The 25531-nt window shown below is 31.1% G+C and carries 23 protein-coding genes and 1 pseudogene; 21 read left to right on the top strand and 3 right to left on the bottom strand.

Annotation, left to right across the window (positions count from 1 at the left end):
* Positions 1 to 35 precede the first annotated feature (35 nt).
* The 3 genes from CQA69_RS01440 to CQA69_RS01430 all read right to left on the bottom strand — a co-directional run bounded on the left by CQA69_RS01440 (position 36) and on the right by CQA69_RS01430 (position 2419).
* Positions 36 to 644: an NAD(P)H-dependent oxidoreductase gene (locus CQA69_RS01440; RefSeq protein ID WP_137620069.1), complete on the bottom strand. Its 609-nt coding sequence runs from the start codon at positions 642 to 644 to the stop codon at positions 36 to 38.
* On the bottom strand, positions 641 to 1261 hold the full coding sequence (locus CQA69_RS01435; protein WP_137620068.1) for an NAD(P)H-dependent oxidoreductase: 621 nt from the start codon (positions 1259 to 1261) through the stop codon (positions 641 to 643). The genes CQA69_RS01440 and CQA69_RS01435 overlap by 4 nt, the downstream gene beginning before the upstream one ends.
* 69 nt (positions 1262 to 1330) lie before the next feature.
* A complete protein-coding gene (locus CQA69_RS01430; protein WP_137620067.1) occupies positions 1331 to 2419 on the bottom strand; it encodes a CinA family protein in 1089 nt (362 codons plus the stop codon).
* 85 nt (positions 2420 to 2504) lie between these two features.
* Between CQA69_RS01430 and ileS the strand changes: the two genes are divergently transcribed.
* The 21 genes and pseudogenes from ileS to CQA69_RS01330 all read left to right on the top strand — a co-directional run bounded on the left by ileS (position 2505) and on the right by CQA69_RS01330 (position 25517).
* A complete protein-coding gene (gene ileS, locus CQA69_RS01425; protein WP_137620066.1) occupies positions 2505 to 5261 on the top strand; it encodes an isoleucine--tRNA ligase in 2757 nt (918 codons plus the stop codon).
* Positions 5254 to 5376 carry a hypothetical protein gene (locus CQA69_RS09250; RefSeq protein ID WP_281275555.1) on the top strand — a complete coding sequence of 41 codons (123 nt, stop codon included), beginning with the start codon at positions 5254 to 5256 and terminating at the stop codon, positions 5374 to 5376. The genes ileS and CQA69_RS09250 overlap by 8 nt, the downstream gene beginning before the upstream one ends.
* On the top strand, positions 5373 to 6743 hold the full coding sequence (gatA, locus tag CQA69_RS01420; protein ID WP_137620065.1) for an Asp-tRNA(Asn)/Glu-tRNA(Gln) amidotransferase subunit GatA: 1371 nt from the start codon (positions 5373 to 5375) through the stop codon (positions 6741 to 6743). Before CQA69_RS09250 ends, gatA begins: the two co-directional genes overlap by 4 nt.
* A complete protein-coding gene (gene guaB / locus CQA69_RS01415; protein ID WP_137620064.1) occupies positions 6740 to 8194 on the top strand; it encodes an IMP dehydrogenase in 1455 nt (484 codons plus the stop codon). Before gatA ends, guaB begins: the two co-directional genes overlap by 4 nt.
* Entirely contained in the window at positions 8191 to 8364 is a 174-nt protein-coding gene (gene xseB, locus CQA69_RS01410) for an exodeoxyribonuclease VII small subunit (RefSeq protein WP_137620063.1), read from the top strand. Before guaB ends, xseB begins: the two co-directional genes overlap by 4 nt.
* Positions 8357 to 9139: a carbon-nitrogen hydrolase family protein gene (locus tag CQA69_RS01405; protein ID WP_137620062.1), complete on the top strand. Its 783-nt coding sequence runs from the start codon at positions 8357 to 8359 to the stop codon at positions 9137 to 9139. Before xseB ends, CQA69_RS01405 begins: the two co-directional genes overlap by 8 nt.
* 121 nt (positions 9140 to 9260) lie before the next feature.
* Positions 9261 to 11233 (top strand): annotated as a pseudogene (locus CQA69_RS01400) (LTA synthase family protein).
* A 66-nt stretch (positions 11234 to 11299) separates the two neighbouring features.
* On the top strand, positions 11300 to 12595 hold the full coding sequence (murC, locus tag CQA69_RS01395; protein ID WP_137620061.1) for a UDP-N-acetylmuramate--L-alanine ligase: 1296 nt from the start codon (positions 11300 to 11302) through the stop codon (positions 12593 to 12595).
* Positions 12588 to 12938 carry a hypothetical protein gene (locus CQA69_RS01390; protein ID WP_137620060.1) on the top strand — a complete coding sequence of 117 codons (351 nt, stop codon included), beginning with the start codon at positions 12588 to 12590 and terminating at the stop codon, positions 12936 to 12938. The genes murC and CQA69_RS01390 overlap by 8 nt, the downstream gene beginning before the upstream one ends.
* Positions 12931 to 15138, top strand: a complete 2208-nt coding sequence (locus CQA69_RS01385) for an endonuclease MutS2 (protein ID WP_137620059.1) — start codon at positions 12931 to 12933, stop codon at positions 15136 to 15138. Before CQA69_RS01390 ends, CQA69_RS01385 begins: the two co-directional genes overlap by 8 nt.
* Positions 15139 to 15238: 100 nt before the next feature.
* Positions 15239 to 15931: an SIR2 family NAD-dependent protein deacylase gene (locus CQA69_RS01380; RefSeq protein WP_137620058.1), complete on the top strand. Its 693-nt coding sequence runs from the start codon at positions 15239 to 15241 to the stop codon at positions 15929 to 15931.
* A complete protein-coding gene (locus CQA69_RS01375; protein WP_137620057.1) occupies positions 15931 to 16530 on the top strand; it encodes a LysE family translocator in 600 nt (199 codons plus the stop codon). Before CQA69_RS01380 ends, CQA69_RS01375 begins: the two co-directional genes overlap by 1 nt.
* A gap of 3 nt (positions 16531 to 16533) precedes the next feature.
* Complete coding sequence (gene dapE, locus CQA69_RS01370) at positions 16534 to 17631, top strand: succinyl-diaminopimelate desuccinylase (RefSeq protein ID WP_137620056.1); 1098 nt, start codon at positions 16534 to 16536, stop codon at positions 17629 to 17631.
* 9 nt (positions 17632 to 17640) lie between these two features.
* Entirely contained in the window at positions 17641 to 19698 is a 2058-nt protein-coding gene (locus tag CQA69_RS01365; protein WP_137620055.1) for an N-6 DNA methylase, read from the top strand.
* A gap of 115 nt (positions 19699 to 19813) precedes the next feature.
* The gene (locus CQA69_RS01360; RefSeq protein WP_137620054.1) at positions 19814 to 20578 is read left to right on the top strand and encodes a CAAX protease; all 765 of its coding nucleotides are present in this window, start codon (positions 19814 to 19816) and stop codon (positions 20576 to 20578) included.
* A complete protein-coding gene (locus CQA69_RS01355; RefSeq protein ID WP_137620053.1) occupies positions 20575 to 22017 on the top strand; it encodes a restriction endonuclease subunit S in 1443 nt (480 codons plus the stop codon). The genes CQA69_RS01360 and CQA69_RS01355 overlap by 4 nt, the downstream gene beginning before the upstream one ends.
* Positions 22018 to 22209, top strand: coding sequence for a sulfur carrier protein ThiS (gene thiS, locus CQA69_RS01350; RefSeq protein ID WP_137620052.1), 192 nt, complete (start codon positions 22018 to 22020; stop codon positions 22207 to 22209). It begins immediately after the preceding gene.
* A complete protein-coding gene (gene thiF / locus CQA69_RS01345; RefSeq protein ID WP_137620051.1) occupies positions 22206 to 23009 on the top strand; it encodes a thiamine biosynthesis protein ThiF in 804 nt (267 codons plus the stop codon). The genes thiS and thiF overlap by 4 nt, the downstream gene beginning before the upstream one ends.
* A 3-nt stretch (positions 23010 to 23012) precedes the next feature.
* Positions 23013 to 23774: a thiazole synthase gene (locus CQA69_RS01340; RefSeq protein ID WP_137620050.1), complete on the top strand. Its 762-nt coding sequence runs from the start codon at positions 23013 to 23015 to the stop codon at positions 23772 to 23774.
* Between the two features lie 2 nt (positions 23775 to 23776).
* Positions 23777 to 24922, top strand: a complete 1146-nt coding sequence (thiH, locus tag CQA69_RS01335) for a 2-iminoacetate synthase ThiH (protein WP_137620049.1) — start codon at positions 23777 to 23779, stop codon at positions 24920 to 24922.
* On the top strand, positions 24912 to 25517 hold the full coding sequence (locus CQA69_RS01330) for a thiamine phosphate synthase (RefSeq protein ID WP_137620180.1): 606 nt from the start codon (positions 24912 to 24914) through the stop codon (positions 25515 to 25517). Before thiH ends, CQA69_RS01330 begins: the two co-directional genes overlap by 11 nt.
* The last annotated feature ends 14 nt before the right edge of the window (positions 25518 to 25531 follow it).

Raw genomic sequence — 25531 nt, 5'->3', positions numbered from 1 at the left:
TTTATTTATAAAAATTCAGTTTATTTTAGAAAAAACTATAAAAATTGAACCACTTCATCAAACTTAAAACGATTTTTTTGAGGAATTTTTTCATCATTGGAATAGCCTAAAGCTACTACTAAAGTAGTTCCTTCAATTTCAGCATTAAGAGATAAGTAAGAGTCAAGCCTTTCTTTGTTAAAGCCACCTATAGGACAACTCGCTATATTTAAAGCATTGGCACTATAAAGTATACCTGCAAGCGCTATGTGAGCTTGTTCTCTCGCATAGGCAATTTTTTGTTCATTATTAAGAGATTTTAAAAAGGGCATATAAGTGTTTAAACGTTTTTGAATTTCTTCTTCGCTCATATCTCTTTTTCTAAGTTTTTCTTCAAAATAATTTAAAAAATCAAATCTTGAAACAATGATAATTAAAGTAGAGCAATCTTTAACATGATTTTGATGATTGCAAATTTCTACTAATTCTTCTTTTTTATTTTGATCTTGTACTACTAAAAATCTCCAAGGTTCTAAGCCTAAAGAACTAGGACTAAGACGGGCAATTTCTAATATAGTTTGTAAAGTTTGTAGATCTAATTTTTCATTTTTTTTAAAATTCCTACAAGAATATCTATTGTAAAAAATTTCAAGTTCTTTCATTATTTTTCCTTGTAAAATTCAACTACTTCATCAAAATTTAGACGTTTGGTTGTATGTTTTGGTTCTTGTGCTCTATATCCAAGCGATAAGACAACAGCTGTTTCAAAAGGGTGGTTTAATTTTAAAAAATGATCTATTTTATCTTTGTCAAATCCGCCTATCATGCAAGAATCTATCCCTAAACTAATTGCTGCTAAAGACATTTGCATCATCGCAAGATAGCATTGAAGTTGGGCATAATGATAAAGTTCTCTATCATTCATAGTATCGGTTTTTTGGGTATAAATTTGTAGAATTTTTTGGAATTTTTCTTCATTGCAATCAGAGAATCGACGCACTTGCTTTTGAATAAAAGCATCTTTGCTTTGCAAATCTTTTCTAGCTAAAATAACGATATTATGACTTGCACTTGCGACATTTTGTTGATTAAAACACAATTTAGAAAGTTCTAAATTATCTTCTTGCTTTTCAAAAACAATGAATTTCCAAGGTTCAAGGCCGTAAGAACTTGGAGTTAAAATTCCGCTTTCTAGGATAAAATTTAAGTCATTTTCATTGATCTTTTTATCACTAAATAATTTACAAGCATGGCGTTTTAAAATAAGATCTTTAAAATTCATAAATTAACTCCTTTAATGTAATTTAAGCTAAATTAATTATAGGCTATAGAAGTTTAATCATTTATAAAATTAAAATTCAAAAATTTCTGGCTTGAGTTTTAATAATAAACAAAAAGTTGCCATCGCAGCTTGTTTTTGCATGAATTCCCTATCTCCATCTAAATGAAGAATTTCTTGTACAAATGTTCCATCTTTAAACATCGCTCCTATATAAACAGTACCTGATTTTATCGCGCCTTCATCATTTTCTCCGGTTACTCCACTGATAGCTAAGGCAAAATCAGGTTTTGCTGTTTTAAAAATTCCTTTCAACATAAAGTACACACAACGTTCACTATATTCTCTTTTGTTTTGCAAATTTTCTTCCGCAATACCTAGCCATTCATGTTTTAAGCGATTAGAATAGCTTACAATCGATCCTTCAAAAATTTGACTCACCCCATTAAATTTAGTAAGCATGCTAGCACAAAGCCCACCTGTGCAGCTTTCAGCAAAGGAAATTTTTAAGTTTTTTTCTAGAAGTTTTGAAATAATAAAATCCAAAGGATTTTTTCCTAAAAATACTTTTTGCCCAAAAAGATTTTTAATACTGATTAGAAATCCATCTAATTTTCCAAAATTAGGACAAGTGGCTTTAATAAGTGTGAGATTATCTAGTATTTTACTTGTTTTGATTTTAACTTCATAAGATTTTGTTAAGGCATCTAGAAGTACTACAGCACTTTCATCATCTATACCAAAAAGGCAAAAATAGGTAAAATTTGGTTTTATGTCTCCAAGAATTTCAGGAAGTTTTTGTCCTATAGTAGCTTTTATAACATTGATTTTTGAATGGATAAAATCACATACAAAGCTATCTTTAGAAAAATAAGCTTTATCAGGAACTAAATTATTCTCTTTTAAAACCAAAGCATCTTCATTGAGTGTTGCAAGAATTTTAGCTATGGTTGCATAATGATTAGATGTGGTAAAAAGGGTTATAAAATCATATTCTGTTAAAAGTTTTTCTAGTAAAAAAGGTAATTCTTTATCGGTTTTATTTTGAAAACGAATTTCGCAAATTTCTTTAAATTTTTTTTTATAGCAACGGTAGATATAATCTCTAAAATCATCATTCATTTCTAGTTCATCGCCAATAAGAAAAAGTAAATGTTTCATAAAATTTCCCTTTTTTGTGTAATTATAGCTAAATTTTAAACTAATTTTAGTAAAATTTGGGATTATAAAAAATTTAGGTGGAAAAATGGATTACAAAGATACCTTACTTTTGCCCAATACTACTTTTTCTATGCGTGCAAATTTGGCCGAGTTTGAACCTCAAAGATTTGAAAAATGGTTTAATCAAAATTATGCTTATGAGAAAATGAAACAAAAGCGTAAAGATACTTGCGATACCTTTACTCTACACGATGGTCCTCCTTATGCAAATGGCCATATTCATATCGGTCATGCTTTAAATAAAATTTTAAAAGAAACGATTATCAAATTGCATTATTTTAATGGAGAAAAAATTCGTTTTACCCCAGGTTGGGATTGTCACGGCTTGCCTATAGAGCAGCAAGTTGAAATTAAGCTTGGTGAGAAGAAAAAAAACCTAAGCAAAAAAGAAATCCGAGAATTTTGTAGAAAACATGCTAGTGAATTTGTTGATGTCCAAAGAGAAGAATTTAAAAAACTTGGCATTATAGCAGATTGGGACAAGCCTTATCTTACAATGAAATTTGAATTTGAGGCGGCTATTTATAGAACTTTGTGTGAGATTACTAAAAAAGGGTTATTATGCGAACGTTCCAAACCTGTTTTTTGGAGCTGGGCAGCAAAATCAGCTTTGGCTGAAGCTGAAGTAGAATACGAAGATAAAGAAGATTATTCTATCTTTGTAGCCTTTGATTTAGATGAAAATGCTTGTAAAAAAATAGGAGTTTTAAAAGCTAGTGCGGTTATTTGGACAACTACACCTTGGACTTTAGTAGCAAATCAAGCCATTGCTTTAAACCCTAATGAAAATTATGTGATCACCAAAGAAGGCTTTATTTTTGCAAGTGCTTTGCTTAAAAGTATGGTAGAAAAAGGTTTAACAAAAGGAGAGGTGCAAAAAGAGCTTAATGCAAAAGAATTTGAAAGATTAGAAGCGATTAATCCTTTAAATTTTAGAAAATCCACTTTGATTATGGGTGATCATGTTTTGATGGATGGTGGAAGCGGACTCGTGCATACTGCTCCAGGTCATGGTGAGGATGATTATTATGCTTGTTTGAAATATAATATTGAAGTTTTAATGCCTGTGGATGATGGAGGGTGTTATGATGAAACTTTAAGGACTAAAAAACTTTTGCCAGAAAATTTGCTAAATGAATTTATAGGACTTCATATTTTTAAGGCTAATGAAAGAATTTTAGAACTTTTGGGTGATTCTTTATTGCATTCTTCCAAATTTATACACTCTTATCCGTTTTGCTGGAGAACTCATAAACCTGTCATTTATAGGGCAACTAAACAATGGTTTATTTTAATGGATGAAGCACTTTTAGAAAGTAAAACTTTAAGAGAATGCGCAAAAGAACAAATTCTAAAAACAAAATTCTATCCGCAAAGCGGCATAAAAAGAATTGGATCTATGGTTGAAAATCGTCCTGATTGGTGTATTTCACGCCAAAGAGATTGGGGAACACCTATAGCCTTTTTTAGAGATAAAAATACTAAAGAAGTGATTTTAGATTCTGAACTTTTTGATTTTGTGGCCAATATTTTTGAAAAACATGGAGCTGATGCGTGGTGGGAATTTGAAATTAAAGATTTAATTCCTAAAAATTCAAAATATAATCCAGAAAATTTAGAAAAAGTTTATGATATTTTAGATGTTTGGTTTGATAGCGGAAGCACTTGGAATGCGGTTTTAAATAGTGGAATTTATGACGCTGGAGAAAAAAGAGCGAATATGTATTTAGAAGGAAGCGATCAGCATAGAGGTTGGTTTCAAAGTTCTTTGCTTATAGGAACTGCAATTAACAAAATAGCTCCTTATGAAAACATTTTAACCCATGGATTTACCACAGATGAAAAAGGGCAAAAAATGTCCAAATCCAAAGGTAATGTGATAGCACCTGAATATGTAGCTAAAACTTACGGGGTTGAAATTTTAAGACTTTGGATACTCTTAAGTGATTATTCAAGTGATTTAAAAATTTCTGATAATATCTTAAAGCAAGTAAGTGAGCAATACCGAAAAATAAGAAATACTATAAGATTTTTACTTGCAAACATTAATGATTTACAAAATTTACAAATTAATGAATTTAGTTTTATAGATAAATGGATACTCACACGCGCAACCCGTGTGTTTAAAAATGTTAAAGAAAATTTCCTAGCTTATGAATTTGCCAAAGGCTTTAACATGCTTTTAAATTTTTTAAGTGCGGATTTAAGTGGAATATATCTTGATATCAGTAAAGATAGATTGTACTGTGATGCTAAAAATGGCGATCGTAGAAAATCAGCTCAAGTGGCAATGGCTCTAATAACTAAAGAGCTTTTAAATTTACTTGCTCCAACTTTAACTTATAGTGTTGATGAAGCTTTAGAACACGCTAATGTTTTAATTAAAGATGATATAGTTGATGTTTTTGATCTTAGCTTGAAAGAGAAATTTGAATATGATTTTGGCATAGATGATAAATTTTTACTCAATGTGCGTGAGAAATTTTTTGAAAAAATTGATGTACTTAAAAAAGATAAATTGATAAAATCAACTTTAGAACTAAATCTTATCACAGATTCTAAGTGTTTTAATTTTATACCAAAAGATGAGTTAAATGATTGGTTTATGGTAAGTGATGCCAAAGATGGCTTTGGTGAAATTTTGTGCGAATTTGAAATTGAAGGTGAAAAATTTAAAGTTGCTAAAGCTATATCACATAAATGCCCTAGATGTTGGAAACTAGAAAGCCAGAAAGAAAACGAACCTTGTGTGCGTTGTAGTGAGGTTTTGAAAAATGTTTGAACATCCTATGTCAAATAGTGTAGTGATTGCAACTATTTTTGTGATCGCTTTTTTTTGTGGTGTATCGATTGTTTTGATTAAAAAATATGCAAAAAAATACAAGGAAGGAAAATGATAACTTTAAAAGAAGCCTTGAAATTATCTCAAGAAGAAATTCAAAATTTAAAAAAAGAATTAAACGAAAGAGCTAAAAAAGAAAGTAAATTAGGAGCTTATATAGAGCAGTTTTTAGGTAGAGATTTAAGCCAAAGTTGTGAAGGAATTCCTATTGCTATTAAAGATAATATTAGTGTTAAGGGGTGGGAATTAACTTGTGCCAGTAAAATTTTACAAGGTTATATAGCGCCTTATGATGCTACTGCTATTGTTAATTTGAAAAAAAATGGTTTCGCTCCTTATGGACGAACTAATATGGATGAGTTTGCTATGGGAAGTTCAACAGCAACTTCTTATTATGGAAAAACTTTAAATCCTTTAAATTTAAATAAAGTTCCAGGAGGATCAAGTGGCGGTAGTGCTGCGGCTGTAGCAAGCGGTTTAGCTTTGGCAAGTTTAGGAAGTGATACAGGAGGATCGGTACGTCAACCTGCTGCTTTTTGCGGTTGCGTTGGTTTTAAACCAAGTTATGGCAGGGTTAGTCGTTATGGCCTAGCTTCTTATTCTTCAAGTCTTGATCAAATAGGTGTTTTAACACAAAATGTCGAAGATGCTGCGATTTTATATGATGCTATTGCAGGATATGATAAAATGGATAGTACGAGTGCAAATATCGAGTTTATCAAAACAGCACCTAATTTAAATGCAGATAAAAAATTAAAAATTGCAGTGATTGAAAACTATATCAATGATGCAAGTGAAGAGGTTAAAAAAGCACTTTTAAAAACTATAGATATGTTAAAATCACACGGACACGAAATCATTTATAAACAAATGCTTGATTGCAAGTATGATATAGCGGCGTATTATATTATCGCAACGGCTGAAGCCAGTGCGAATTTAAGTCGTTATGATGGTGTGCGCTATGGAAGGCGTTCTGAAAATATAGAAAATCTTAAAGATATGTATATCAATACTCGTAGTGAAGGTTTTGGAGAAGAAGTAAAAAGAAGGATTTTACTTGGAACTTTTGTGCTAAGCAGTGGTTATTATGATGCGTATTATATTAAAGCACAAAAGGCTAGAGCTTTTATAAAAGCCAAATACGAAGAAATTTTAAAAGATTGTGATTTGATTTTTATGCCTGTAACTCCAACAACTGCTTTTGATTTTAACGCCAAAAAAAGTCCTATGGAGGTTTATTTAGAAGATATTTATACTATTTCTTTAAATTTAGCCGGTCTTGGAGGTATTAGCGTGCCTGTAGGTAAAGATAAAGATGGACTTAATATTTCAGCCCAGCTTGTTTGCAAAGCATTTGAAGAGCAAACTTTACTTGATGGAGCTTTGAGTCTTGAAAAAATTATAAATAGGGGAAATAAATGAATATAGTCAAACGTGCTTTAACCTTCGAAGATGTGCTCTTACGCCCTTGTTATTCTGAGATACTCCCAAAACAAGTTCAAATTCATACTCAACTTACAAAAAATATTTTCTTAAACATGCCCTTAATTTCTGCTGCAATGGATACAGTAACTGAACATAGAGCCGCCATTATGATGGCAAGACTTGGTGGACTTGGGGTTATTCATAAAAATATGGATATCGCTTCTCAAGTAAGAGAGGTTAAAAGGGTAAAAAAAAGTGAAAGTGGGGTGATTATAGATCCTATTTTTATCAGTCCAAAATCAAGCATAGCTCAAGCTTTAGAAATAATGGCAGAATATAGAATTTCAGGCATTCCTGTGGTTGATGATAGTAAAAAACTTATTGGAATTTTAACCAATCGCGATTTAAGATTTGAAAGTGATTATTCTAATTTAGTTGAAAATGTTATGACAAAAACTCCTTTAATTACTGCTCCAAAAGGTTGTACCTTAGATGATGCCGAAAAAATTTTTAGTAAAAATAAAGTTGAAAAATTGCCTATTGTAGATGATGAAGGCCACTTAGAGGGATTGATAACAATTAAAGATCTTAAAAAACGTAAAGAATATCCCGATGCTAATAAAGACAGCTTTGGAAGACTTCGCGTTGGTGCTGCTATAGGCGTAGGGCAAATGGAACGAGTTGATGCTTTGGTAGAAGCTGGGGTTGATGTTGTAGTGCTTGATTCTGCACACGGGCATTCTAAAGGTATTATTGATACTATAAAAGCTATAAAACAAAAGTATCCAAATTTAGATTTGATCGCGGGCAATATTGCTACCGCAGCAGCTGCAAAGGCTCTTTGCGAAGCAGGTGCTGATGCTGTAAAAGTGGGAATAGGGCCAGGAAGTATTTGCACTACTCGTATAGTTTCTGGCGTAGGCGTTCCTCAAATTTCAGCCATAGATGAGTGCGCTATCGAAGCTAAAAAATACGGAATTCCGGTGATCGCTGATGGTGGGATTAAATATTCAGGTGATATAGCTAAGGCTTTAGCAGCGGGTGCTAGCTCTGTTATGATAGGATCTCTTTTGGCAGGAACTGATGAAAGCCCAGGAGAGCTTTTTACTTATCAGGGAAGACAATACAAATCTTACCGCGGAATGGGATCGCTTGGAGCGATGCAAAAGGGCAGCTCTGATCGTTATTTTCAAGAAGGAACAGCTCAAGATAAATTAGTTCCAGAAGGTATAGAAGGGCGTGTACCTTACGTGGGTAGCATTAAAAGTGTAGTGCATCAACTTTTAGGAGGTCTTCGTTCTTCTATGGGTTATGTAGGTGCTAAAGATATACAAGATTTTCAAGCTAGAGCTGAATTTGTGGAAATCACAAGTGCAGGTCTTAAAGAAAGTCACGTTCATGATGTAACCATAACTCATGAAGCGCCAAATTATAAGGTAAATCAATGAGTTTTGAGGAAAAATTAAAAAAGGCTAATGAGGCTTTAGATAAGCTAAATAATGATGAATTAACATTAAATGAAAGTGTAAAAATTTATAAAGCTGGCTTAGAAAATATCAAAAAAGCTAGAGAAGAATTAGAAAAGGCAAAATTAGAAGTGGAGAATATAGATGAGTAAAATTTCAGCCTTACAATTTCCTACTTTAGCTTTAAGCGAGTCAAGGTTGGATTATTACTTAAAGGCTTCAAAAGATAGCGGAGCAGATCTTGTTGTTTTAGGTGAATATGTCGTTAATAGTTTTTTTATTGAATTGCTTTCGATGCCAAAATCTATGATAAAAGAGCAAAGTGAAGTAAAAAAAGAGAGTCTTATACGTCTTTCAAAAAAATATGAATTGGAAATTATAGCTCCATTTGTTAGTGTAGAAAATAAAGGTTATAAAAAACTTTGTTTAAAAGTTTCTCCAAATGGAATAAAAAGTTATGAACAGCAAATTTTAATGCCTTATAATCACTGGAATGAAAAAAGCTTTTTTAGTAATAAGTGCGATAAATATAAACTTTTCACTTTTTCTTATGCTGGGTTAAAATGTGCTTTGCTTTTTGGTTTTGAGGTGCATTTTGATGGCTTTTGGAAAATGATTATGCAAAAAAAGATTGATTTGGTTATTATTCCTACAGCTTCAACTTTTGAAAGTCAAAAAAGATGGGAAGAGCTTTTAAAAATGAGAGCTTTTTTAAATTCTACGAGTATATTAAGAGTTAATCGTATAGGAAAACTAAAAGAAGAATGGAATTTTTACGGCGATACTATGTTTATCGATGCTTTTGGAGAAATTCAAGAAAGACTGGGCAGTGAAGAAGAAATGTTGATAGTAGAGCCTAAAAAAGCCGATGAAGCAAGGAAACTCTGGTGTTTTGAAAAAATGATAAAGGGTTTTGATAATCAATAGAGTTTGATAAAAAATCTAAAAGATTTTCATCTTACCGCAAAAAAGAAGATTTTGCAAAATTAATAGAACTTGGTTAAAAATTTGATGTTTTTATAAATATTTACTCCATGAAAGGATTTAAATGAGAAAGGTTTTGCTACAAATTGTTGTTTTTAGCGTATTGTTTATGGTCGTTTTTACTATTAATAGAGCACTAATGCAAGTTAATTTTATCCCTAGTGATTTAGTAAGCGATAAAAGCGAGTTTGTTAAGATGTATCTTTTGGGAGCTTATCACGATATAAGATTTTTAAGTGTTGCATTTTTACCTTTTTTGCTTTGTGGTTTTATAGTGTTGTTTTTTTCTAAAAAAAAACGAAATTTAGCAATTGGGGGGGGGTATTAAAGGCTTACCGTATTGCTTCTAGTTTCTACATAGCTTTTATTTCTTTTCTTTGTATAGGTTTTTCTTATTTAAAATATTATTATTATGAAATTTATAAAAGTAAAATTGATATTTTTATATTTGGTTTAAAAGATGATAATACTCAAGCGATTTTAAATATCGTTTATAGTGATTATCCTGTTTTAAAAATTCTTATTTTAATGCTCGTTTTTGGAATTTTTTGCGTTTTTGTTAATTTGAAAATTTTAAGATTAGAGCTAAAGCCAATTAGTTTAAAATTTCCTGTATCTGTATTATTAATTTTCATATTGATTGGAAGTTATATTATAGCCTTAAGAGGTCCTTTTAAGCATGTAGCTATCAATGTTCAAAATTATTCTTTTAGCGAATTTAGTGTTTTAAATGATACTATGTTAAATCCTATAATGGCTTTTTCTTGGGCTTTTAAACAATATCGCCAAGAAGAAAATTTTAAAACCATCACTTCTTCACAAGCACAAGAGCTTAAGAGCAAACTTTTTGATGATTTATATACTAGTCCTAAAAATATACAAGCTGAAAAAATTCATCCTAGTGTTTTTGTGAATTTAATGGAAAGTTTTGGACTTAACTTAGAAGATTTTTCAAATAAAGAGCATAATTTCTTAGGTGCTTTACAACCACATTTTGAAAAAGATTTTGTTTTTAAAAGGTTTTTAAGTACTCACAATGGCACGATACCAAGTTTTGCTAATTTATTTTTTATAAGCCCATTTCAAAATATTTCTACGAGTAAATTTCAAAAAACCTATTTAGATTTAACTCCTATTGCAGTTTATAAAAAAGCTGGATATAAGATTATTTTTGTAAGTGCTGGAAATGGTTCATGGCAAAATGTTAAAAATTATTTAAGTGTTTTAGGTGTTGATGAAATTATAGATGAAAATGTTTTAATGCAAACATATAGTGAAGCTAAAAAAAGTGAAAATGGTTACGGAATCGCTGATGAGTTTTTATATAAAAAAGTTTATGAGTTATTGCAAGAAAATCCACACAATACTTTAATCATAGGTTTAACAATTTCCAATCATCCTCCTTATAAAATCCCACAAGAAGGTTTACCTAAGCTTGAAAATATCCCAAAAGCTTTGTTTGATTTACTTCCTTATAAAAAGAGCAAACAAGATGATATCATCAAAGCTTACACCTACGCTAATAACGAATTTGGAAAATTTTTAGACAAAGTCAAACAAAGCTCATTTAAAGATAGCGTTATTATAGCAGCTACTGGAGATCATAGGGTTCGTGAAATGGAGATTGATTTAAAATCTCAAAAAGCTTTTGCTTATAGTGTGCCTTTTTATCTTTACATCCCTAAAGTTTTACAAAATGATATTTATTACGATAAAAATCGCTTGGGTTCTCATAAAGATATTTTTCCTACTCTTTATGCTTTAAGTCTAAGTAATGTTCGTTATTTAAGTGTTGGCGGAAGAAATATGTTAGCAAAACCCACCGATGAAAAATTAGAATTTGCTTTTAATGACGTGGTATGGGCGGATAAAAATGGAATTTACATAGGAGATAAAGGATATTTTTTTGAAAACAATGACACTTTAAAAGATACCAATAAAGCTTTTGATCTCGATGAATACCATAAAAATTTCGCTAAATTTTATAATGAGTTAAATTTTTATCAACTCGGACAACGTTTAGGGGTAGTGAAGTAAAGTTTTTATATTTTCTTTTTAGTAAATAAGTGTTAAAATTTAGCCTTTAAAATAAAGGCTAAAAATATGCAAAAGATTCATTTTATTGGTATAGGTGGTATAGGAATTTCTGCACTAGCAAGATTTTTAAAAGAAAAGGGCTATGAGATTAGCGGGAGTGATCTTAAAGAAAGTAAGATTACTAAAGAGCTTGAAAAAGAGGGAGTTAGTATTACTATTCCCCATCATAAGGACAATGTTTTAAATAAAGACTTGGTGATTTATTCAGCTGCGATTAAAGAAGAAAACCCTGAATTTAAATACGCTAAAGAACTAGGTATGAAATGCCTTTCAAGAAAAGAAGCCCTGCCGCTTATCTTGCAAGATAAGCGAGTTTTTGCGGTTGCTGGAGCACACGGAAAAAGCACAACTTCTAGTATTTTAGCATCTTTGATAAATGATAGCTCGGTTATTATTGGTGCGATTTTAAAAGAATTTGGCTCTAATATGATTTATAAAGAAAGTGAAAATCTTATTTTTGAAGCAGATGAAAGCGATAGTTCTTTTTTAAATTCCAATCCTTACTTAGCCATTGTTACCAATGCGGAAGCAGAGCATTTAGATCATTATGAAAATCAGGTTTTAAAATTGCATCAAGCCTATACTCAATTTTTAGACATTGCTAAAATTCGCGTAATTAACGTAGAAGATGATTTTTTGAAAGATTATAAAAATAATGCGGTTAAATTTTATCCTAGTAAAGATATTAAAAATTGCACCATGAAAGTTGAGAATTTTAAACCTTTTACAAGTTTCGAATTGAAAGATTTAGGAAAATTTAGTGTTTTTGGTATGGGGTATCATTTGGCCATTGATGCTTCTTTGGCGATTTTAGCAGCTCTAAATTTTTTAGATATAGAGACTATAAGAACTAGGTTAAAAAACTATCAAGGCATTAAAAAAAGATTTGATATTTTACACGCAGATGAGAGTTTGGCTTTAATTGATGATTATGGTCATCATCCAACAGAGATCAAAGCAACTTTAAAGGCTGCTAAAGAGTATGCCAAGCTAAGCGGTTATCCTAAGATTACGGCTATTTTTGAACCACACCGTTATACACGTTTGTTAGCAAATTTGCAAGAATTTATCCAAGCTTTTGATGGAGTAGATGAGCTTGTAATTTTGCCTATTTATGCAGCTGGAGAAGAAAAAGTTGAAATTGATTTAAAACAATATTTCCCAAATGCTTTATTTGTAGAAGATATCAAAAGAGAAGGTAAATTTTTAGTAAGCGATAAAGGAAGAGTTTTTGATAAAGGACTTATTATAGGATTTGGGGCAGGAGATATTAGCAATAAACTAAGGCAAAATAATGAGTAGAATTTTATTTTACATTCTTGTTATTTTTATTTTAGCTTTAATAGTTTATTTTCTACGTGAAAAATTGGGAAATAAAACAAAGCCTTTTTTTGGTTTTTTACTTGTATTTTTTATCGCTTTATCTGTATTTTTTGAATTTAAAAATACTCAAAAAAGTTATTTAAGAAATGATATTATCGTGGCCTTTAATCAAGGTAAAAATATCTTATGTAAAGATATCAATGTTTCTAACACTTATTTTAATTATGAATTTGGCACAGAAAGCTTTATTTCAAAAGATAATAATGAAAGTTTAAAGTCTTTGATTATAGATATCAAAGATTGCAGGTTAAACGATGAATGATTTAAAAGATGAATTAGTTTCAAAACTTGATCTTAATAATTATTTAACTGAATTAAAAGCACTTTTTTCAAGAGATAAGGATATATTTTTGCAAGGGGATTCTCACCTTCATTTTAAACGAATTTGTGAGCTTTGCGAAGTAGAATTTCCTACTATACCGGCATTAATTAACCTAGATAAAGCTTTGACGCATTTAAGCAAACAAGGAATTTTACATTTAGAAGAAATTTATGAATTTGTTAAAATTTTTCTTTATTTTGATAAAGTAAAAAAAATAAATTTTGGATCCAATCTAAACTCTTGGCTTGAAAAAATCGAATTTCCAAATGGAATTTTAGAGCTTTGCGAAAAATTTGATGATAAGGGTGAGTTAAAAGAAAGCCTAGATGAAAGATTGATTAATCTTAATACAGCATTTAAAATGAAAAATGAAGCTATACAAGCTGAATTTAAAAAACACTGCTATAGCAAATCCTTAACTCCTTATCTTATAGATACGCAAATTCATCTTATTAATAATTTAGAATCTTTACTTGTTAGAGGAGGTTTTAATCACGCCATAAAAGCAAAGATTATAGGGAGAAGCACCGGAGGTGGTTTTTATATCGTTCCTGAAAGTGTTGAAAAATTGCAAAATGATTTAGAAAAATTGCAAAATCAAAAAGAAGAAATTTATTATGAGTATGCTAAAAATTTTTCCACTTTTCTAGCTAAAAATTTATTGTTTTTAAAATTTATCAATAGTGCTTTTGATCTGTTTGATCATTATAGTGCTAGGGTTTTGATGGCTAAAAAGAAGGATTATGAATTTGTTTTATGCGAGAATTCAGATGAGATTGTTTTAAAAAATTTTGCTCATCCGGCTTTAAAAAATCCTAAAAGCGTTTCACTTGAATTTAAAAAGCAAGTTTTAATCATCACTGGGGTAAATGCTGGTGGAAAATCGATGCTTTTAAAAAGCATTTTAAGTGCTTGTTTTTTAGCCAAGCATCTTTTACCGATGCACATTAAAGCTGATGAAAGTAAAATAGGAGCTTTTAAAGAATTTGATGCGATCATTGAAGATCCTCAAAATGTAAAAAATGATATTTCTACTTTTGCTGGAAGAATGCTTCACTTTTCTAAGCTTTTTACAAAGAAAAATTTACTTTTAGGTATAGATGAAATAGAGCTTGGAACGGATTTTGAAGAAGCGGCTTGCTTGTATAGCACTTTGATCTCTCATTTAATTTTTAATAAATTAAAAATTATCATCACCACGCACCATAAACGCCTTGCTATGCTTTTAGCTGAAAATGAACAAGTTGAATTGATAGCGGCTTTATATGATGAGGAATTTTCAAGACCAAAATACGAGTTTTTAAAAGGCACCATAGGAAAATCTTATGCTTTTGAAACGGCTTTGCGTTATCAAATTCCGCCAAATTTAGTTAAAAAAGCCAAAGAACTTTATGGAGAAGATAAGCAAAATTTAGAAGAAATGGTGAGTAAAAATATCAATCTTGAGCTTGATTTAAAGCTAAAATTAAATGAAGTGGATAAAAAAGAACAAAAGATTGATGAAATCTTACTTTCTTTAAAAGATCAAAAAGAAAAAAATGAAAATGAATTTCGTCAAAAACTTAGAGATTTAGAACTTAAATTTTATCAAGCCATAGAAGAAGCTAAAAAAACCATACGTTTAAAAGACACTAAGGAAAAACAAAGAAGTTTAAACAAGGCCAATGAGCTTAAGAAAAATATCGTTTTGCCGAGTATGGAGCAAAATGAAGAGTTAAGGGTTGGGGATTTTGTAAAATATGAAAAGATTAAAGGTAAAATTGTAGGCATTTCTAAAAATGATGCTTTAGTGGAAAGTGAAGGGATAAAACTTCGTGTGCCCTTAAAACTTCTTAAAAAAAGCGGTGCCATCCCTAAACCTAGCCCAAAAACAAGTATAAATATTACAAAACCTAGTAATTTGGGCGTGAGTTTGGATTTGCACGGGCTTAGAAGCGATGAAGCGATTTCAAGGCTAGATAAATTCATTTCAGATGCTTTGATAGCTGGTTTTGATGAGGTGATTGTTTATCATGGTATAGGCACAGGAAAACTCGCTTTTGCAGTAAGAGAGTTTTTAAAAACTCACAAAAGCGTAAAAAGCTTTAGTGATGCTCCGATCAATCAAGGCGGCTTTGGCGCTAAGGTTGTAAGATTATAATTATCGGTAAAATATTTCTAAGAAAAAGAAAAAATCTTGCAAAAATATTTATTTTCTTAAAGTATTTTGTGCTAGACTTTGAAAAATTCAAGGTTTAGTGATGAAAAATGTAATGATATTAAGCGGAGCGGGTTTATCCGCTCCAAGCGGACTTAAAACTTTTAGAGACAATGATGGGCTGTGGGAAGAATACGATGTGATGGAGATTTGCTCCGCGACAGGTTTTAGGAAAAATCCTAAAAAAGTGCTTGATTTTTACGATGAAAGAAGAGAACAGCTTAAAAACGTAGAGCCAAATCACGCCCATAAAAAAATAGCAGAACTTAAGCAAAAATGGGGTAAAAATCTTTTCGTTATCACACAAAATGTCGATGATTTGCTCGAGCGTGCAACGTGTAAAGATGTGATCCATTTGCATGGCTTTTTACCTGAACTTCGTTGTCTAAAATGCGGTGAAATTTTTAGCATAGGCTATGAAAAAATGGCAGGTAAAATTTGCCCAAAATGCAAAAGTGAAAATTTAAGACACAATATTGTGATGTTTGAAGAGGCGGCGCCTATGTATGCCACTCTTTATTCTTTACTTGAGCAAACTTCGCTTTTTATTAGCATAGGCACAAGTGGAGCGGTTTTACCAGTGGGGCAATACGCTAGTATGTGTGAAAAAAGTATTTTAAATATTTACGATAAAGATGAGGATTTGGAAAAATATTTTGATAAAATTTACATTGAAGATGTAGTAAGTGCGATTGATAAAATTGCATTAGATATTGAAAAATTTATGGAGAGTTAATGTTTGATTCTTTGTTAAATGGCTTAGCTTTAGGTTTTGGAGTCAGTGTTCCTTTTGGCCCTGTAAATATTTTGGTTTTAGCTTATGCTTTAAGATCTTTTAAAAATTCATTAGCAGTTGGTTTTGGAGCTTTTAGCGTCGATATGCTTTATCTTTTTTTACTTCAATTTGGACTTTTGAGTTTTTTAAATAATGATATTTTTAAATATATCTTAGCTATTTTTGGTTTTTGTTTCTTAAGCTATATGGCTTTTTTGATGGTTAGAAAAAAAAGCGAGGCTTTAGATGTGCAAAATCAAGAATTTAAAGAAAGTCTTTTAAAAAGCTATATCAAAGGGTGTTTTTTAAATGGTTCTAATCCTTTCGTTATAGGTTTTTGGCTAAGTACCGCAGGCATGATCGTCGGCGATATACATCCTTATGTTATGACTTTAGGACTTATTGTTTCTATTATTGCTTGGGTTTTTGCGTTGTCTTTTTTTGTTGCAAGATATAAGCATTTTTTTAATGCAAAAGTTGTTAAAATCGTTAATATCGTTTCGGCTTTAATCATAGAATATTTTGCTATTAGTTTATTATATAGAACTTTTATAGGATAAAAAATGAATGCCAAGGAATTTTTAATCGAGCTTTTAAAATTTAAATCTATAACGCCAAAAGATGATGGAATTTTAAATTTTATTGCCTTAGAACTTAGCGATTTTGAAGCTTTTTTTGTAGAAAAAGAAGGTGTAAAAAATTTATTATTGACAAAAAAATTTCAAGATGAAGGGGAACACTTAGCATTTTGTGGCCATATAGATGTTGTTCCTGCTGGCGAGGGTTGGCAAAGTGATCCCTTTAAGCCTGTTGAAAAAGAAGGGTTTATCTATGCAAGGGGTGCACAAGATATGAAAAGCGGCGTGGCTGCTTTTATCGATGCTGTTAAAAATGTAAATTTTAAAGGCTCTAGACTTTCTTTAATGTTAACAAGTGATGAAGAAGGGGAAGCAAAATACGGAACTTTAGAGCTTCTTAAATTTATGCAAGAAAAAAATATTTTACCCGATTTTGCCATAGTAGGAGAGCCAACTTGTGATAAGTTTTTAGGAGATAGTATTAAAATAGGACGTAGGGGCTCGATCAATGGCAAAATTCTCATACGCGGAAAACAAGGACACGCAGCTTACCCTGAAAAGTGTATCAATCCTATCCATGATTTTGCGCATGCTTTGAAATTTTTAGCGGGTTTTGATCTTGATCCTGGTAGTGCTGATTTTAGTCCGTCTAAATTAGTGATTACTGATATTAGAGCGGGGCTGGAAGTATGCAATGTTACGCCTAATGACTTAAAATTAATGTTTAATGTTAGAAATTCTCCTGATACGACTTTAGATGATGTGAAAAATTATATAGAAAAAGTTTGCCATGGTTTAAATTATGAATTAGAAATCAAGCAAAACTCAAAACCTTTTTTAACACATCACGATAATAAAGTGGTGCAAAAATTAAATGAGAGTATCCAAAAGATCATAAAACGCGTCCCTAGTTTCAATACCAAAGGCGGCACAAGTGATGCGAGATTTTTAGCAGAATTTGGCATCGGTGTGTGTGAATTTGGGGTTTGTAACGATAGAATTCACGCTATCGATGAAAGGGTAAGCGTGGAAGATTTTGAAAAACTTTGTGAAATTTATAAAGATTTTATAGAAAATTTTTAGAGGTTAGTAATGATTGAAGAAATTTTAAAAGATACTGCTTATAAACTAGATTTATTTTCTAAAGAAGCTATTGAAAAATTAGAAAAAGCAATTTTTACAAAAGAAATAAAAAATGGAAAAAATTATTATGTCCAATGTCTCATTAGAAATAAAGATATCAAGCTAACTCCGGAAGAAATAGTACGTCAGCTTTACATTGACAAACTTTTAAATGAATACGATTATCCTAAAGATAGAATTAAGGTTGAATTTGGCGTGCATTTTGGTAGAGAGATTAAAAGAGCTGATATTGTGGTAATGGATAAAATTCAAATTACAACCCCTTATATCATCGTAGAAGTAAAAAAACCAAAACTAAAAGATGGCAAAGAACAGCTTAAAAGTTATTGTAATGCTACGGGTGCAACCATGGCTGTATGGTGTAATGGCAAGGAAATTAGTTATTATCACAGAAAAGATCCAAATTATTTTGAATCGATTCCAAATATCCCCAAATCAAATCAGACTTTGCCTGAAATTTTAAGAGTAGATTTTACTTTTAAAGATTTAATCGAAAAAGATATTTTAAAACAGCAAACAAGAAGCTTAAAAAGTTTAGTTTTAGAGCTGGAAGAAGAAGTTTTTGCAAATGCAGGAGTGGATGTATTTGAAGAATGTTTTAAGCTAATCTTTATAAAGCTTTATGATGAGCTTGAAGGGGCTAGAGATAAAACAAAGAATTTAGAATTTAGAAAATATGGGGAATCAGATTCCGAGCTTAAACAAAAAATTGAAATTCTTTTTGATAAAGCGAAAAAAAAGTGGCAGGGAATATTTAGCACTGATGAAAAAATCAAACTTTCTCCATCTCATTTGGTTATATGCATATCATTGTTGCAAGATGTAAAATTATTTAATTCCAATCTAGAAGTCATTGATGATGCTTTTGAATATCTGGTTAATAAATCTTCCAAAGGAGAAAAAGGGCAGTATTTTACTCCGCGTTATGTAATCGATATGTGCGTAAAAATGTTAAATCCTAAAAAAGATGAAAGTATGATAGATACGGCAAGCGGAAGTTGTGGCTTTCCTATACATACTTGTTTTTATGTGTGGCGTTCAATTTATAAAGAAAGAGGTATAGAGGCTAGTCATTTATTTACAGCTGAAGAAAAAATACCAGAATGTCAAGATTATGTAAAAGAAAAAGTATTTGGTATAGATTTTGATGAAAAAAGCGTGCGTGTGTCTAAAATGCTCAATCTTATCGCAGGTGATGGACATACCAATGTTTTATATCTTAATTCTATCGATTTTGAAAGATGGAATGAATGGGTAAAAGAAGATGAGGATTGGCTAAGTGTGTATTTTGAAGGCTTTAATCGTTTGAAAAATTTAAGAGCTACAAAAAATCAAAATAGGGATTTTGATTTTGATATTTTAATGGCAAATCCTCCTTTTGCTGGCGATATAAAAGAAAGTAGGATTCTTGCTAGATATGAGTTATGCAAAAAAGAAAATGGCAAAATCCAAACTAAAATGGGAAGAGATATTTTATTTATCGAAAGAAATTTAGATATGTTAAAGCCAGGTGGTAGAATGGCCATAGTGCTTCCACAAGGACGTTTTAATAATTCAAGCGATAAATTTATAAGAGAATTTATAGCACAAAAAGCTAGAATTTTAGCCGTTATTGGACTTCATGGTAATGTTTTCAAGCCTCATACTGGAACAAAAACAAGTGTTTTAATCTTGCAAAAATGGGATGAGAAATTATGCCCAAAGGTTGAAGATTATAATATTTTCTTTGCTACAATGAATGAACCTAGCAAAGATAACTCAGGAGAGAAAATCTATTATCCACTTTTGGATTCTCATGATCATTTAGTTGTAAAACATGATTTATTTCATCCGCATTTAGAAGGCGATGAGCCGATAAAACAAAAGAATGAAAGCGAAGAAGAATTTGATAAAAGAATGCAAAAATATAAAGACAATTTAGAAAAATACAAAGATTTGCAAAAAGACGGGATAGCTGAAGCTTTTATCGAATTTGCAAAGAGTGAAAATTTGAGTTTTTGGAGATAAAAAAGAATTTAGAGTAGCCTCTCATTTAAGAGTACCCCGTAGCCGTCGACGGGTTAGCCCTCTAAACTGATGTTATTATAGCAGATAAAAAATAAATTTGTAATTAGGAGTGAAAATGGATTTTTCTTTGCAAAGTTTTGAATATGAAAAAATTAAAATTTTGTTTTCCAAATTCCCAAATTTATTAAATGAAGATTTTGAAGCTCGCATGAAAAAAGCAATTGGTGTATTGCATTTTGATTATTTATGGGGTGCTTGCAAGGAGGCAGAAAAAATTTTACCCAAATGCAAACAAAATAATTTATTTGATTTGATTATGAAATTATACACCAAAAAAAGAAAAACTCATCAAGCTAATTTTTTACTTTTGCATTGTTTTGAAAATGCATTGCGTAGCACATTGTGTGTTAAAATTGCAAATTTATATAATACAAGCAATGATGATTCTTGGTTTAAAGCCATAAACTCAAACTCAAATGGACTCAATAATATTTTAAAACTTTTCAACAAGAGAAAAAAACACTTAGGCGGTAAAGAGGCACAAAATTCTTGGGAAGTTTTTGATTGCTTTTATCTTGTGGATTTAGAAGATATTATCAGTTTTCATTGGGGTGAATTTGCGCCCATTTTTAAAAATGAAAAAAGATATAAAGGACAAGATTTGCCAAGTTATGGCACAAAGGATCATTTATTAACTAAACTTAGTCAAATCAGAAAAGCAAGAAATGAGATCTTTCACAATAAACCTACAAAGATAAAATTTCGTAAAGATTTAGAAATTTTGCTTTTGCGTTTAGAATACAATTTAGAAGATGCTATTGAGATTGGCGATATTAAAGAATCTATCGACTTAAGATATAATTACAAGGATGTTGGATGAGTTTAAATCAAAATTTACAGGAAAAATATCCGCATTTAGAGCTTAGTGTATTAAAACTTAGTGAAGTGAAAAAAGATAATGAAAGCTTTAGAATAGATAGTGAATTTTTTAAAAAAGAGTATTTAGAGAACGAAAAAATATTGAAAAAGATATCTTGTGCTTCTGTATATTTAAAAGACTTTATTATAGAAATATCAGGCGGTGCTACTCCGTTTGGTGCAATTTATTTGGAGAGCGGAATACCTTTTTTAAGGGTTCAAAATATTATGCAAAATTACTTTAATTTGACAGATGTTGTTTATATTTCAGAAGAAGATGATAAGGCTTTAAAAAGAAGTCGCTTAAAATTAAATGATGTTTTGCTAACAATAACGGGATCTTATGGAAAATCAGCCGTTGTTGAGAATAACTTAGTAGGAGCAAATATCAATCAACATTCGGTCAGAATTCAAATTAAAAATATTAATCCATATTATCTTTCTACATTTTTAAATTCTAAATTTGGGAAATTACAGGCGGATAAAAAAATTTTAGGGGTAACGAGACCAGCCTTAGATTATCCATCAATTAAAAATTTTCTTATTCCTATTCTTCCTATGTCTTTTCAGCAAGAAATTGAAAAGATGGTGAAAGATTCTCACAAGGCTTTAGAGGAAAGCAAGGCTTTATACAAAAAGGCTGAAGAAACTTTGTATTTGGAATTAGGCCTTGATCCGCTTGATCCACTAAAAAGCATTGAAGCAAAAAATCAAAAAAACTTAAATATCTCTATTTGTTCATTAAAAGAATCTTTTTTAAAAACAGGACGTTTAGATAGCGAATATTATCAAGAAAAATATGAAGAAAATAATGAGATAATAAAGTCAGTAAATTATGGCATTTTAAATGAATTTGTATCAATAAAAAAATCCATAGAACCTGGAAGTGAATTTTACAAAGATACAGGAACTCCATTTGTTAGAGTTTCAAATTTAAGCGAAAATGGATTAAGCGAAAGTGATATTTTTTTAGATGAAAAAGATTTTTGTTCGCAATATTTAAAATCTTTATATCCTAAGAAAGATACTATTTTGTTTAGTAAAGATGGAAGCGTCGGCATTGCATATTGTGTAAAAGAAGATAAGGAAATCATTACCAGTGGTGCCATTTTACATTTACATATAAAGGATAAAAAGAAAATTTTACCAGAATACCTAACATTATTTTTAAATTCTATTTTTGTAAAATTACAAGCTGAAAGAGATTGTGGTGGTTCTATTATATCACATTGGAGAGTAGATGATATAAAAAATATTTTAATTGCCGTCCTTGATTTTAAAATTCAAGAAAAAATTTCAAAATATATCGAAGAAAGTTTTTCTTTAAGGAAAAAATCTAAAGAATTATTAGATAATGCTAAAATAAAAGTAGAGCAAGAAATAGAGAATTTAAGGAATTAAATGATTATCAATGGTGAAAAACTTGATTTAAAAGAATTAAAATTGATGGATTTTTTAAAAGAAAAGGGTTATAAAATCGAACTCATCGCCTTAGAATTAAACGGAGAAATTATCCCAAAGGATCGTTTTGAAAGTTTGATTTTAAAAGAAAACGACAAAGCTGAGATTGTAAGCTTTGTAGGGGGTGGTTGATGAAGATAAAATTCAATGGCAAAGATCTTGAAAGTTCTTTTAAAAGCACTTCGGAATTTTTTAAAAGCGTGAGTAAAAATGAAAATGATGTTTGGATAGTCAATGGCTTTGCGACAAAAGAGGATCTAAATTTAAATGAAAATGATGAGCTTTTTTGTATACAAAAAAATACTTTGCCTCCAAAAGATGCTCTTGATGCGATGATGAGAGCAAGACACACTCCAAAACTTCACGATAAGTTAAAAAATTCAAGCGTTGCGGTGTGTGGCTTAGGTGGCCTTGGCTCTCACATAGCCATCATGTTAGCAAGAAGTGGAATAGGAGCTTTAAAACTCATTGATTTTGATGTGGTAGAGCCTAGCAATCTTAACCGTCAAGCTTATCGTGTGTGTGATTTGGGTAAATTTAAAACCGAGGCTTTAAGAGAGCAAATCAAAGAAATCAATCCTTACACGCAGGTTGAAATCGAAACTTTAAAGATAGATGAGCAAAATTTGGCAGATTTGTTTAAAAGTATAGATATAGTTTGTGAAGCCTTTGATACGCCTTTGGCAAAAGCTATGATCGCACAAAATTTTCATAAGTTTTATCCTGATATAACTTTAATCTGTGCTTCAGGACTTGCAGGTTATGGCGATAGCAATAGCATACAAACGAGAAAAATTGCAAAAAATTTCTATGTTTGTGGGGATTTAGTCAATGCAGCACAAGTGGGAAATGGACTGATGGCGCCACGAGTTAATATTTGTGCGGGACATCAAGCCAATTTGGTTTTAGAACTTTTGGCTAGCAAGGAGTAAAAAATGGATGATAAATTAAAAATTGGAAAATATGAATTTAACTCACGTTTTATTTTAGGATCGGGTAAATTTTCACTTGAGTTGATCAAATCAGCCATCGAAGAAGCAGGAGCACAGATCATCACTCTAGCCTTGCGTCGTGCTTATACAGGAGAGGTTGAAAATATCTTAGATTATATTCCAAAAAATATCACTCTTTTACCTAACACTTCAGGGGCAAGAAATGCCCAAGAAGCTTTACGTATAGCAAGACTTTCAAGGGAGCTTGGGTGCGGAGAGCTTATAAAGATCGAAGTGATTAGTGATAGTAAGTATTTGTTACCGGATAATTACGAAACGATCAAAGCTTGCGAACTTTTAGCAAAAGATGGTTTCACGCCTTTGCCTTATATGTATGCCGATCTTTACGCGGCTAGAGCGATGAGAGATGCTGGAGCGGCGGCCATTATGCCTTTGGCCGCACCTATAGGCAGCAATAAAGGTTTGTGTGCTAAAGAATTTATACAAATTTTACTCAATGAAATCGATCTTCCTATTATCGTAGATGCGGGTATTGGTAGTCCGTCTCAAGCTTGTGAAGCGATGCAAATGGGAGTGAGTGCGGTTATGGCAAATACAGCTATAGCTGAAGCAAAAAATATCGCTTTAATGGCTAAGGCTTTTTCTTTAGCGATAGAAGCAGGAAGAGCAGGTTATTTAGCTGGTTTAGCAAGTGTGAGTGAAGCAAAAGCTAGCTCTCCTTTAACAGGATTTTTAAGGGACTAGTTATGCAAGATTTTATGCAATATTTGCCTCACATGCAAGAAATAAAAAGTGATATTTTAGATAAAGTTTTGTTTGAAATTCAAGATTATGATGAGGCTAAATTTAGCGCTAAAGATGTTGAAGAAGCTTTAAATTCTACGCATTTAAGCATAGAAAATTTAAAAGCTTTACTTTCAAGTGCGGCTGAAGAATTTATCGAAGAATTGGCTTTTAAATCATCAAAGATAAAATTAAAATATTTTGGAAATTCCATATCGCTTTTTACTCCGCTTTATTTGTCAAATTATTGTAATTCTAAGTGTGTATATTGCGGTTTTCAAAAGGGTAATAAAATCGCAAGAGCAAAGCTTAATGAAGATGAAATTCATCAAGAAATGAAAGCGATTGCAAAAACAGGTTTGCAAGAAATCTTAATGCTAACAGGCGAAGGAAGAGAATTTGCAAATGTAGAATACATTGCAAAAGCTTGTGCTATCGCAAAAGAGTATTTTAAAGTTATAGGGGTTGAAATTTATCCTATGAATGAAGATGAATATAAGATCTTGCATGAAAATGGCTGTGATTATGTGACTATTTTTCAAGAAACTTATAATCCTTTAAAATATTCTAAAATTCATCTTGGCGGTGAAAAACGCATTTTTCCTTATCGTTTTAACGCCCAAGAAAGAGCTTTAAAAGCGGGTATGAGAGGGGTTGCTTTTGCTGCACTTTTGGGCATAGATGATTTTAGAAAAGATGCTTTAGCTACGGCTTTACACGCGTATTTTTTACAGCAAAAATATCCTCATGCTGAAATTTCTCTTTCTGTGCCGCGTTTAAGGCCTATCATTAACAATGCTAAGATTCATCCTAAAGATGTGAGCGAAAAGCGTCTTTTGCAAGTGCTTTGTGCGTATAGACTTTTTTTACCTTTTGCAGGAATTACCATATCAAGCCGTGAGAGAATAGGTTTTAGAGATGAGGTGATTAAGCTTGGAGCGACTAAAATGAGTGCAGGGGTTAGTGTAGGGATTGGTGAACATAGCGGTGAAAAAAAAGGCGATGATCAGTTTGAAATTTCAGACGAAAGAAGCGTAGAAGAAATTTTAACTATGCTTAAAAATGCAAATTTGCAAGCTGTGATGAGTGATAGCATCTATGTGGGATAAAAAGATCATTGCTATAAGCGATAGAAAAATCGTTGAAGGGAATTTTTTAACTCAAGTTGAGAAAATTGCTAAATCAGGTGTAGATGCTTTTGTGCTTAGGGAAAAAGATTTGAGTGAGTTTGAGTATTATGATTTAGCAAAAGAGGTTTTGCAAATTTGTTCTAAGCAAAAAGTTACTTGTATTTTGCATTTTTTTGATACACAATGCTTGAAACTAGGCCATAAATATTTTCATGCACCACTCGATCTCTTAAGAAAGGAACCTAGATTGGCTCGGTATTTTCATTTACTTGGAACCTCTATCCATAGCAAAGAAGAACTTTTAGAAGCTATGAATTACAAGGTTAATTACGCCTTTGCTGGACATATTTTTGAGAGTTCTTGTAAGAAAGATTTAGAGCCTAGAGGGATTGAGTTTTTAAATTCTTTACTCTCTTTTAGCAAAATTCCACTTTATGCTATAGGGGGGATTAGTTTAGACAATATTGAAAAGCTTAAAAATTTAAATATAGCTGGAGTTTGTATGAGAGAAGCTTTAATGTGCGAGAAAAAATTAAAAGTTTATTTAAATGAATGTAGAAAAAAATGTGAATAAGGTTAATTTAGTGT

The organism is Campylobacter estrildidarum (assembly GCF_005406205.1).
In the GTDB taxonomy this organism is placed as follows: Bacteria; Campylobacterota; Campylobacteria; order Campylobacterales; family Campylobacteraceae; genus Campylobacter_D; species Campylobacter_D estrildidarum.
The sequence above is the reverse complement of the archived record's forward strand: the minus strand, read 5'-3'. Positions and strand labels throughout refer to the sequence as shown.

What these genes read in the sequence shown, in the direction of transcription:
- CQA69_RS09250 (WP_281275555.1), top strand. Translation starts at nt 5,254, where the DNA reads ATGTTTGAACATCCTATGTCAAATAGTGTAGTGATTGCAACTATTTTT.
- CQA69_RS01430 (WP_137620067.1), bottom strand. Translation starts at nt 2,419, where the DNA reads ATGAAACATTTACTTTTTCTTATTGGCGATGAACTAGAAATGAATGAT.
- thiS (WP_137620052.1), top strand. Translation starts at nt 22,018, where the DNA reads ATGATTATCAATGGTGAAAAACTTGATTTAAAAGAATTAAAATTGATG.
- CQA69_RS01390 (WP_137620060.1), top strand. Translation starts at nt 12,588, where the DNA reads ATGAGTAGAATTTTATTTTACATTCTTGTTATTTTTATTTTAGCTTTA.
- CQA69_RS01365 (WP_137620055.1), top strand. Translation starts at nt 17,641, where the DNA reads ATGATTGAAGAAATTTTAAAAGATACTGCTTATAAACTAGATTTATTT.
- dapE (WP_137620056.1), top strand. Translation starts at nt 16,534, where the DNA reads ATGAATGCCAAGGAATTTTTAATCGAGCTTTTAAAATTTAAATCTATA.
- CQA69_RS01360 (WP_137620054.1), top strand. Translation starts at nt 19,814, where the DNA reads ATGGATTTTTCTTTGCAAAGTTTTGAATATGAAAAAATTAAAATTTTG.
- CQA69_RS01405 (WP_137620062.1), top strand. Translation starts at nt 8,357, where the DNA reads ATGAGTAAAATTTCAGCCTTACAATTTCCTACTTTAGCTTTAAGCGAG.
- gatA (WP_137620065.1), top strand. Translation starts at nt 5,373, where the DNA reads ATGATAACTTTAAAAGAAGCCTTGAAATTATCTCAAGAAGAAATTCAA.
- murC (WP_137620061.1), top strand. Translation starts at nt 11,300, where the DNA reads ATGCAAAAGATTCATTTTATTGGTATAGGTGGTATAGGAATTTCTGCA.
- ileS (WP_137620066.1), top strand. Translation starts at nt 2,505, where the DNA reads ATGGATTACAAAGATACCTTACTTTTGCCCAATACTACTTTTTCTATG.
- guaB (WP_137620064.1), top strand. Translation starts at nt 6,740, where the DNA reads ATGAATATAGTCAAACGTGCTTTAACCTTCGAAGATGTGCTCTTACGC.
- CQA69_RS01355 (WP_137620053.1), top strand. Translation starts at nt 20,575, where the DNA reads ATGAGTTTAAATCAAAATTTACAGGAAAAATATCCGCATTTAGAGCTT.
- CQA69_RS01385 (WP_137620059.1), top strand. Translation starts at nt 12,931, where the DNA reads ATGAATGATTTAAAAGATGAATTAGTTTCAAAACTTGATCTTAATAAT.
- CQA69_RS01435 (WP_137620068.1), bottom strand. Translation starts at nt 1,261, where the DNA reads ATGAATTTTAAAGATCTTATTTTAAAACGCCATGCTTGTAAATTATTT.
- xseB (WP_137620063.1), top strand. Translation starts at nt 8,191, where the DNA reads ATGAGTTTTGAGGAAAAATTAAAAAAGGCTAATGAGGCTTTAGATAAG.
- CQA69_RS01340 (WP_137620050.1), top strand. Translation starts at nt 23,013, where the DNA reads ATGGATGATAAATTAAAAATTGGAAAATATGAATTTAACTCACGTTTT.
- CQA69_RS01375 (WP_137620057.1), top strand. Translation starts at nt 15,931, where the DNA reads ATGTTTGATTCTTTGTTAAATGGCTTAGCTTTAGGTTTTGGAGTCAGT.
- CQA69_RS01330 (WP_137620180.1), top strand. Translation starts at nt 24,912, where the DNA reads ATGTGGGATAAAAAGATCATTGCTATAAGCGATAGAAAAATCGTTGAA.
- thiH (WP_137620049.1), top strand. Translation starts at nt 23,777, where the DNA reads ATGCAAGATTTTATGCAATATTTGCCTCACATGCAAGAAATAAAAAGT.
- CQA69_RS01380 (WP_137620058.1), top strand. Translation starts at nt 15,239, where the DNA reads ATGAAAAATGTAATGATATTAAGCGGAGCGGGTTTATCCGCTCCAAGC.